General features: G+C 62.6%; 7 protein-coding genes and 2 tRNA genes. 7 read left to right on the forward strand and 2 right to left on the reverse strand.

Annotated features, from left to right (window positions below; all coding sequences use genetic code 11):
- Positions 1 to 2: 2 nt before the first annotated feature.
- Positions 3 to 230: a hypothetical protein gene (locus HY17_RS10730; protein WP_034766492.1), complete on the reverse strand. Its 228-nt coding sequence runs from the start codon at positions 228 to 230 to the stop codon at positions 3 to 5.
- 92 nt (positions 231 to 322) lie between these two features.
- Here HY17_RS10730 and proB point away from each other — a divergent pair, with 92 nt between their 5' ends.
- Genes proB through HY17_RS10745 form a run of 3 tightly spaced genes read left to right on the forward strand, consistent with a single transcriptional unit; the run spans position 323 to position 3383 of the window.
- Positions 323 to 1447, forward strand: coding sequence for a glutamate 5-kinase (proB, locus tag HY17_RS10735; protein WP_369802194.1), 1125 nt, complete (start codon positions 323 to 325; stop codon positions 1445 to 1447).
- Complete coding sequence (locus HY17_RS10740; protein ID WP_034766494.1) at positions 1444 to 1896, forward strand: N-acetyltransferase; 453 nt, start codon at positions 1444 to 1446, stop codon at positions 1894 to 1896. The genes proB and HY17_RS10740 overlap by 4 nt, the downstream gene beginning before the upstream one ends.
- A 14-nt stretch (positions 1897 to 1910) precedes the next feature.
- Positions 1911 to 3383, forward strand: a complete 1473-nt coding sequence (locus tag HY17_RS10745) for a RimK family protein (protein WP_034766495.1) — start codon at positions 1911 to 1913, stop codon at positions 3381 to 3383.
- Here HY17_RS10745 and HY17_RS10750 read toward each other — a convergent pair.
- Positions 3380 to 5167, reverse strand: a complete 1788-nt coding sequence (locus tag HY17_RS10750; protein WP_034766496.1) for a long-chain-acyl-CoA synthetase — start codon at positions 5165 to 5167, stop codon at positions 3380 to 3382. The two genes, HY17_RS10745 and HY17_RS10750, sit on opposite strands and share 4 nt — an antisense overlap.
- A gap of 187 nt (positions 5168 to 5354) precedes the next feature.
- Here HY17_RS10750 and HY17_RS10755 point away from each other — a divergent pair, with 187 nt between their 5' ends.
- From HY17_RS10755 to HY17_RS10770, 4 genes are all read left to right on the forward strand, one after another.
- A complete protein-coding gene (locus HY17_RS10755; protein WP_034766497.1) occupies positions 5355 to 6227 on the forward strand; it encodes an acyl-CoA thioesterase II in 873 nt (290 codons plus the stop codon).
- A gap of 61 nt (positions 6228 to 6288) precedes the next feature.
- Positions 6289 to 6365: transfer RNA gene (locus HY17_RS10760), tRNA-Pro, on the forward strand.
- Between the two features lie 31 nt (positions 6366 to 6396).
- Complete coding sequence (locus tag HY17_RS10765) at positions 6397 to 6705, forward strand: ETC complex I subunit (protein WP_034766499.1); 309 nt, start codon at positions 6397 to 6399, stop codon at positions 6703 to 6705.
- A 22-nt stretch (positions 6706 to 6727) separates the two neighbouring features.
- Positions 6728 to 6804, forward strand: a tRNA-Arg gene (locus HY17_RS10770).
- Positions 6805 to 6866: the final 62 nt, after the last annotated feature.

The raw sequence follows: 6866 nt of genomic DNA on the forward strand, positions 1-6866 counted from the left end.
GCCTAGTGATGGTGCGGTTCCGTATTGATCGCGCCACACTTGCCGCACTTCACGATCACGCCATGCGCATCATGATGAGCCACATCCACCAGCAGCGTCGTCTTGCACCGTCCGCAGCGATAGGTCTCGTCCCCTCCGCCTTCGCGCAGCGGCGTGCCCGCCGTGTGCTCCAGCACTTCGTGACCGGCGGCCTGTTCGGGTGTGATCAGGATCATGTTGAACTGCGGCATGGGTACCTCTCTTTTGGCTCCACTGAGGCGCAACGGCTTGCCTTGTCAACGCTCGACTTTTTTCTTCCGGCAAAGCCCGCACTCATGTATCGCTGCGCGCCATGACAGCTGACGCCCTCTCCCATGCAAAACGCATCGTCGTTAAGATCGGATCGGCCCTGATCGCCGAGGACGGGCACCCCCGTCATGCCTGGCTGGAGAAGCTGGCCGCCGACATCGCCACCTGCAGGGCACGCGGGCAGGATGTGATCCTCGTGTCTTCCGGCGCGGTGGCGCTCGGCCGGGCAGAACTCGGCTCGGCGGGCACGGCCCGGCTCGACCAGAAGCAGGCCGCTGCCTCGATCGGCCAACCGCGCCTGATGGCCGCTCTCGCTGCCGCTTTCGTGCCGCATGGGCTGACCGTCGGCCAGGCGCTGCTGACGCCGACCGATACGGAAATCCGCCGCCGCTGGCTGAACGCCCGTGCGACACTGGAAACCCTGCTGGAAGCCGGCATTGTTCCGGTGATCAACGAGAATGACACCGTCGCGACGGAAGAGATCCGCTACGGGGACAATGATCGCCTCGCCGCGCGGGTCGCCCAGATGATGGGCGCGGATTTGCTGGTCCTCCTGTCGGATATTGACGGTCTCTACACTGCTGACCCGCGCAGCAATCCGGACGCAACGCATATCGACGTGCTGGACGCACTGACGCCCGAGCATGACGCCATGGCGACCGGGGCGAATGCCTCGGCCGGGGTCGGCTCAGGCGGCATGGTCACCAAGCTCGCGGCGGCGCGCATTGCGCATGCCGCAGGCTGTTCCACCGTGATCACGATCGGCAACCGTGAACACCCGCTGCTGGCCCTTTCCGAAGGCGCCCGGGCGACGCTGATCCGCGCCAACATAACCCCCGCTCGCGCTCGCGAAGCCTGGCTCGCCGGACACCTGCAGCCGGAAGGCTTCATCAAGGTGGACAAGGGCGCCGCCCGCGCCCTGAAAGACGGCGCCAGCCTGCTGGCCGTCGGCGTCACCGGCGTGGACGGGAATTTCGACAAGGGCGCCGCGGTCGCCATCAAGGGGCCGGACGGCAAGATCGTCGCCCGCGGGGTCACAGCCTACTCCGCCGCCGACATCCAGCGCATCGCCGGGCGCCAGAGCGACGAGACCGAGACCATTCTCGGCTATCGCGGCCGCCCTGCCATCGTCCACCGCGACGACATGGTCCGCACATGACCGCCGTCCGATTACGGCCCGCGACTGAAGCCGACATCCCCGCCCTTGTGGCGCTGGAGCAAAACTTTCCCGAGGACGATCGTTTCCCTGTCCGCACCTGGCGGCGCCTGCTGCGCGGCCAGTCCATGGCCTATGTCGCTATTTCAGATGGCGAAATCTGCGGCGCGGCCGTCTACCTCTACCGCACAGGGACGAAAGTGGCCCGGCTCTACTCGCTGACCGTCGCGCCAGACCACCGCGGGAAGGGCATCGCATCGGCGCTTATGACCGCCGGGGAGGCCGATGCAGCCCGCCGGGGCTGTAACCGGGTGCGCCTGGAAGTCCGCCAATCCAACGCCACTGCAATCCGGCTTTACGAACGCCACGGATTCCGCGTAATGGCGCAAATACCGTCTTACTATCCGGACGGGGAAACAGCAGCCCGGATGGAAAAGCCCATCCAACTCTGAGGCATAGCAGATTCATGACCGACTGGGTCATTCTCGTTGAAAACGCGAACGATATTTCCCAAGCCGAGACGCCGCACAAAGTGCTCCGCGTCGCCGACTATATCACCAGGCCGGCCCTGTTCGCCGGACGGCGCCCCTATATCCTGAACCTCTGCCGCTCCTATGGCTATCAGTCGGAAGGCTATTACGCCTCCCTTCTGGCCGAGGCGCGCGGCCACCGCGTCAGCCCCAGCGTGCAGACCATGGTCGAGCTTTCGGCCAAGGGCCTCTACAATCACGCCCTGCCCGACCTTGGCGAGCGCCTGCGCGAAGCCCGTGCCAAGGGCGCGCCGGAAATCGAGAGCCTGTTCGTTGCGTTCTCAAAGCCCGAAACAGCTGGCTATGAACGCCTCGCCCGTGAAGTCTCCGACTGGTTCCGCGTACCGGCGCTGGAGGTCGAGTTCGACGCAGATGCTCCGCATGGCATCGCCCGTGTGCGGATGGTGCCACCGCAGAAATTGAAAGGCGAGCGGCGCGACTTTTTCCTCCGCGCCATGGAGTCCTATACCAGCGGACGGATCAGCGAGCCGAAAACCAAGGCACCCGCCAAGTGGGCCCTCGCCGTTCTGGTGGATCCGAACGAGAAGCACACTGCCCCGTCGAAGCCAGCCTCTATCAAGCGCCTCGCCGACGTCGCCGCAAAGATGGGCGTTGAAGTTGAGATCATCGAGCCCTCGGACCTGACCAGTCTCGCCGAGTTCGATGCCCTGTTCATTCGCGCAACGACGCAGATCAACAACTACACCTACAAGTTCGCCCGCCGGGCGGAGCAGGAAGGCATGCCCGTCATCGACGACACGCACTCCATGATTCGTTGCACGAACAAGGTGTATCTCAAAGAGATTCTGGAGAAGGCCGGACTACCCATTCCGCAGACGGAGATCCTTGACGAGAAGTCAGACCTGGAAGCCGTGTTCAACAAGCTCGGCTCGCCGGTCGTTCTGAAGACACCGGATGGATCGTTCGGCTCCAACATGGTGAAAGCCAAGACGCTGGAAGAACTCAAGGATGGCGTAAAGGCCATGTTCGAGACGACTGCGCTCGTCATCGCGCAGGAATTCGTGCCGACGAAGTTCGACTGGCGCATCGGCGTGCTGAACGGCGAGCCCCTCTATGCCTGCCAATACCGGATGGCGCGCGGCCACTGGCAGATCGTGAAGCACGGGCCGGGCGGCAAGACGACCGAAGGCGGGTTCAAGACTGTCGCCGTCGAGGATGCCCCGCCGGACATTGTGGACGCCGCCGTGCGCTCCGCCCGCCTCATCGGCGACGGCCTCTATGGTGTGGACCTGAAAGAGACCGACCGGGGCGTAATGATCATCGAGATCAATGACAACCCGTCGATCGACCATGATGTCGAAGGCGCCATCCTGAAGGATGAACTGTGGCGCCGCCTGATTTCCTGGTTCTCCACACGCCTCGAACAGCGCATGGGCCGGATCGCCTAGAACCGGCCACCGCCGCTCACGACTTTTTTGTAGACCTCTTCCGTCATCGGCTCGTAGCGGTCTTCTTCGGCATTGTAGACGTAGAGCGGATCACGCACCTGGTGCGGATCGAACCCGTCCTTGACCAGTTCGAACTTGCGATACTTGAAGGTGCCGGTCGTCTCCGGCTCTTTCTGCACGCGCAGGAAGACCGGGATGGCATATCCCGGCAGGCGTTCTGCCAGCAGCCGGTGGAGGCCAGCTATGTCGAGTTCATCCGACGCCGTGATTGCCGCCATGCCCGCTTTGCCATCGGCGCCGGGCACGGCAATTCCATAAACATTGGCCGTCTCCACACCCTGGATATGTGAAAAGGCTTCGCCGACCTCATTCGTGGCGACGTTTTCGCCCTTCCAGCGGAAGGTGTCGCCGATCCTGTCGACGAAATAGACATAACCGTCCTTGTCCTTCCGCATCAGGTCGCCCGTGCGGAACCACATGTCGCCCTTTTCGAAGACATCGTGCAGCACCTTGCCTTCGGTATCGCGCTTGTCGGTATAGCCTTCGAACCGGGTGCGGTTGTCGTCGCCGATCCGGCCCAGCACTTCGCCAACTTCATCCACGCCAGCCCGAATGCAGAACCCGTCTTCGCCGCGAACCGGCTGCTCGGTTTCCATGTCCGGCTTCACAAAGGCCACATGGGCAAACGGCTTCTTCATCCATGGCGGGATGCGGCCGCAGGCCCCGATCTTGCCGTCAATGTTCAGGAGGCTGACATTGCCCTCGGTTGAGCCGTAGAATTCCTTGAAATCCGACACACCGAACCGGTCTGCAAAACGTGCCCATACATCCCCGCGCAGGCCATTGCCGAAACCGCCGCGGATCTGGTGCGCCTTGTCGGCTGGTCCCGCCGGCTGGTTCAGCAGGTAACGGCAGATTTCGCCGATATAGACAAACAGGGTCGCGCTATTCAGCGCCGCTTCGTCCCAGAACCGGCTGGCAGAGAATTTGCGCTCCAGGATCAGGCTCGCCCCGCACATCAGCGCCGCGCCCACGGCGCAGACGCCGCCGGTCGCGTGATAGAGCGGCAGCGCCTCCAGGATCCGGTCCTTTGGGGTAATCTCACACGGGCCGATAAAGTTGCGCATCAGCGTGCGGACCCGTGCATGGGTCAGCTTCGCCGCCTTTGGCATACCGGTCGTGCCGGACGTGTAGACAAAGAGGCAGGTATCCTTGCCCTTCAGGCCCGCACGGCGCAGGCGTGTCGGACGGTGTGTGGGCATATCCTTCAGGTCAGCCCGAATGTCTCGAATGACGGGGCTGTTAAACGACCAAACGTCGAGCGGCTGCTCCAGATAAGGCTGCGCAGTGTGAACGGCGGCCTCGAACCCTGTGCCGGTGATCAGTTTCCGCGCGCCGACAATGTTGAGGCTGTAGGCCAGCGCCTCGCCATCGAGATTGGTGTTCACCAGCGCCGTGATGACGCCTACCTTCGACAGGCCGACCCAGGCCGCGACATAGTCCGGCCGGTTCTCCATCAGCAGCGCGACCACGTCGCCCTTCTTCAGGCCCCGCTGCAGCGCCCAGTGGGCATACTGGTTCGCGCGGGCATCGAACTCGGCATAGGTCGTCAGGCGGCCCTCAAAGCGGAAAGCGATGCGGATCTCGTGCTCATCTACAGCTCGCTCGAAATCATCCGGCACGAGGAAATCGCTGTCGGGCGAGATCCCCTTCGTCCATTTCAGGAGGCTCAGCGCCCCCGTCAGGAACTTTGCGTCTCGCTGCAGATTTGACAGGGCCTTCATCGACAACCGCCTTGCACACCACCAGAATGTCGTTAGCGCACACTGTAATCGAACAGGGTGAACGGCCCGGTTCGGGAATCGTTGAAATTTCATCGATTTGCCCGCACACAGGCCCATAAACAGGCAGGGATTGCATCTGCGGCACGGTTCTGTATCTGCTGCAGTGCACAATGGGAGGCAAACAAGAATGACTGATCCGGTAGGCGATCTGCTGGCCCTGCTCGATATCGAGCGGCTCGAAACTGACCTTTTCCGCGGCCAGAGCCCGGATGAAGAGGAAAGCCAGCGCGTTTTCGGCGGGCAGGTCATCGCGCAAAGCCTCGTGGCCGCCTATCGCACTGTGCCGGAAGACCGGCCATGCCACTCACTGCACTGCTATTTCATCCGCCCCGGCGACCCGAATGTGCCCATCATCTACCAAGTCGACCATTCCCGCGACGGCGGCAGCTTTACCACACGGCGCGTCGTCGCGATCCAGCACGGCAAGCAGATCTTCAACTTCGCCGCCAGCTTCCAGGTGGTCGAAGAAGGCTGGCACCACCAGCATGACATGCCTGAGGTTCAAGGCCCGGAAACGCTGGGTGACCGCATCGAATGGCGCCGCAAGTTCGCCGAGAAAGTGCCGGAGCGCCATCGCGGCCATTTCCTGCGTCCCCGTCCGATCGAGATGCGCGAAATCGATCCGCTGGACCCGCTGAAGCCGGAAAAGGCCAGCGACCAGCAGAATCTCTGGTTCCGCGTCGCCCGCGAGATCGACGAGGCGCCGTGGCTGCACCACTGCCTGATGGCCTATGCCAGTGACATGGCGCTGCTCGGCACCGGCAACCGCCCGCACGGCATTTCCTGGATGACCGGAGAGCTGATGTCCGCCAGCCTCGACCATGCCATGTGGTTCCACGCACCCATCAAGTTTGACGATTGGCACCTCTATTCCATGGACAGCCCTTATGCCGGCGGCGCGCGCAGCTTCAATCGCGGCTCCATTTACTCCCAGGATGGCCGCCTCGTGGCCAGCGTTGCCCAGGAAGGTCTGATGCGCCCGGCCCGGAAAAAGCGCTGATCACTGTTCGCAACCGCGAAAAGGACTTGCACCGGCGGGCGCGATCATTACACCGGGACTCCGGAGCGTAGCGCAGTCTGGTAGCGCATCTGGTTTGGGACCAGAGGGTCGTAGGTTCGAATCCTATCGCTCCGACCATTTTTTTCAGGCGGCCTACAGGGACAGGCAGATGCAGGCGAGAATTTACAAGCCCTCCAAGAGCGCGATGACGTCGGGCCGTGGCAAGACCAAAGCTTGGGTGCTTGAATTCGTTAAGGAAAATGTCCACCGCACTGCAGATCCCTTGATGGGCTGGACCAGCATCGACGACACATCCGGTCAGGTCCGCATGGAATTCGACACCCAGGAGCAGGCCGTCGAATTCGCCAAGCGCGAGGGTATCGCCTTCCGCGTCGAGCCGACACATGAGCGCAAACGCCTTGTAAAGTCGTATAGTGCCAATTTCGACGCCAACCGGAAACAGCCCTGGACGCACTAGTCGCGCATCCGGGTCCGGATTCGGCCCCGTAGCTCAGCTGGATAGAGCATCCGCCTTCTAAGCGGACGGTCGCAGGTTCGAATCCTGCCGGGGTCGCCAGTTCCCTAAATTGTCCGACCCGGAGACATAGGTAACACTTTGTACCGGAGAGATAGGTTACA

Origin of the sequence: Hyphomonas sp. CY54-11-8 (assembly GCF_000682735.1) — a bacterium.
In the GTDB taxonomy this organism is placed as follows: Bacteria; Pseudomonadota; Alphaproteobacteria; order Caulobacterales; family Hyphomonadaceae; genus Hyphomonas.

Coding starts and splice junctions, on each gene's coding strand:
- HY17_RS10745 (WP_034766495.1), top strand. CDS start 1,911: ATGACCGACTGGGTCATTCTCGTTGAAAACGCGAACGATATTTCCCAA.
- HY17_RS10755 (WP_034766497.1), top strand. CDS start 5,355: ATGACTGATCCGGTAGGCGATCTGCTGGCCCTGCTCGATATCGAGCGG.
- HY17_RS10765 (WP_034766499.1), top strand. CDS start 6,397: ATGCAGGCGAGAATTTACAAGCCCTCCAAGAGCGCGATGACGTCGGGC.
- HY17_RS10730 (WP_034766492.1), bottom strand. CDS start 230: ATGCCGCAGTTCAACATGATCCTGATCACACCCGAACAGGCCGCCGGT.
- HY17_RS10750 (WP_034766496.1), bottom strand. CDS start 5,167: ATGAAGGCCCTGTCAAATCTGCAGCGAGACGCAAAGTTCCTGACGGGG.
- HY17_RS10740 (WP_034766494.1), top strand. CDS start 1,444: ATGACCGCCGTCCGATTACGGCCCGCGACTGAAGCCGACATCCCCGCC.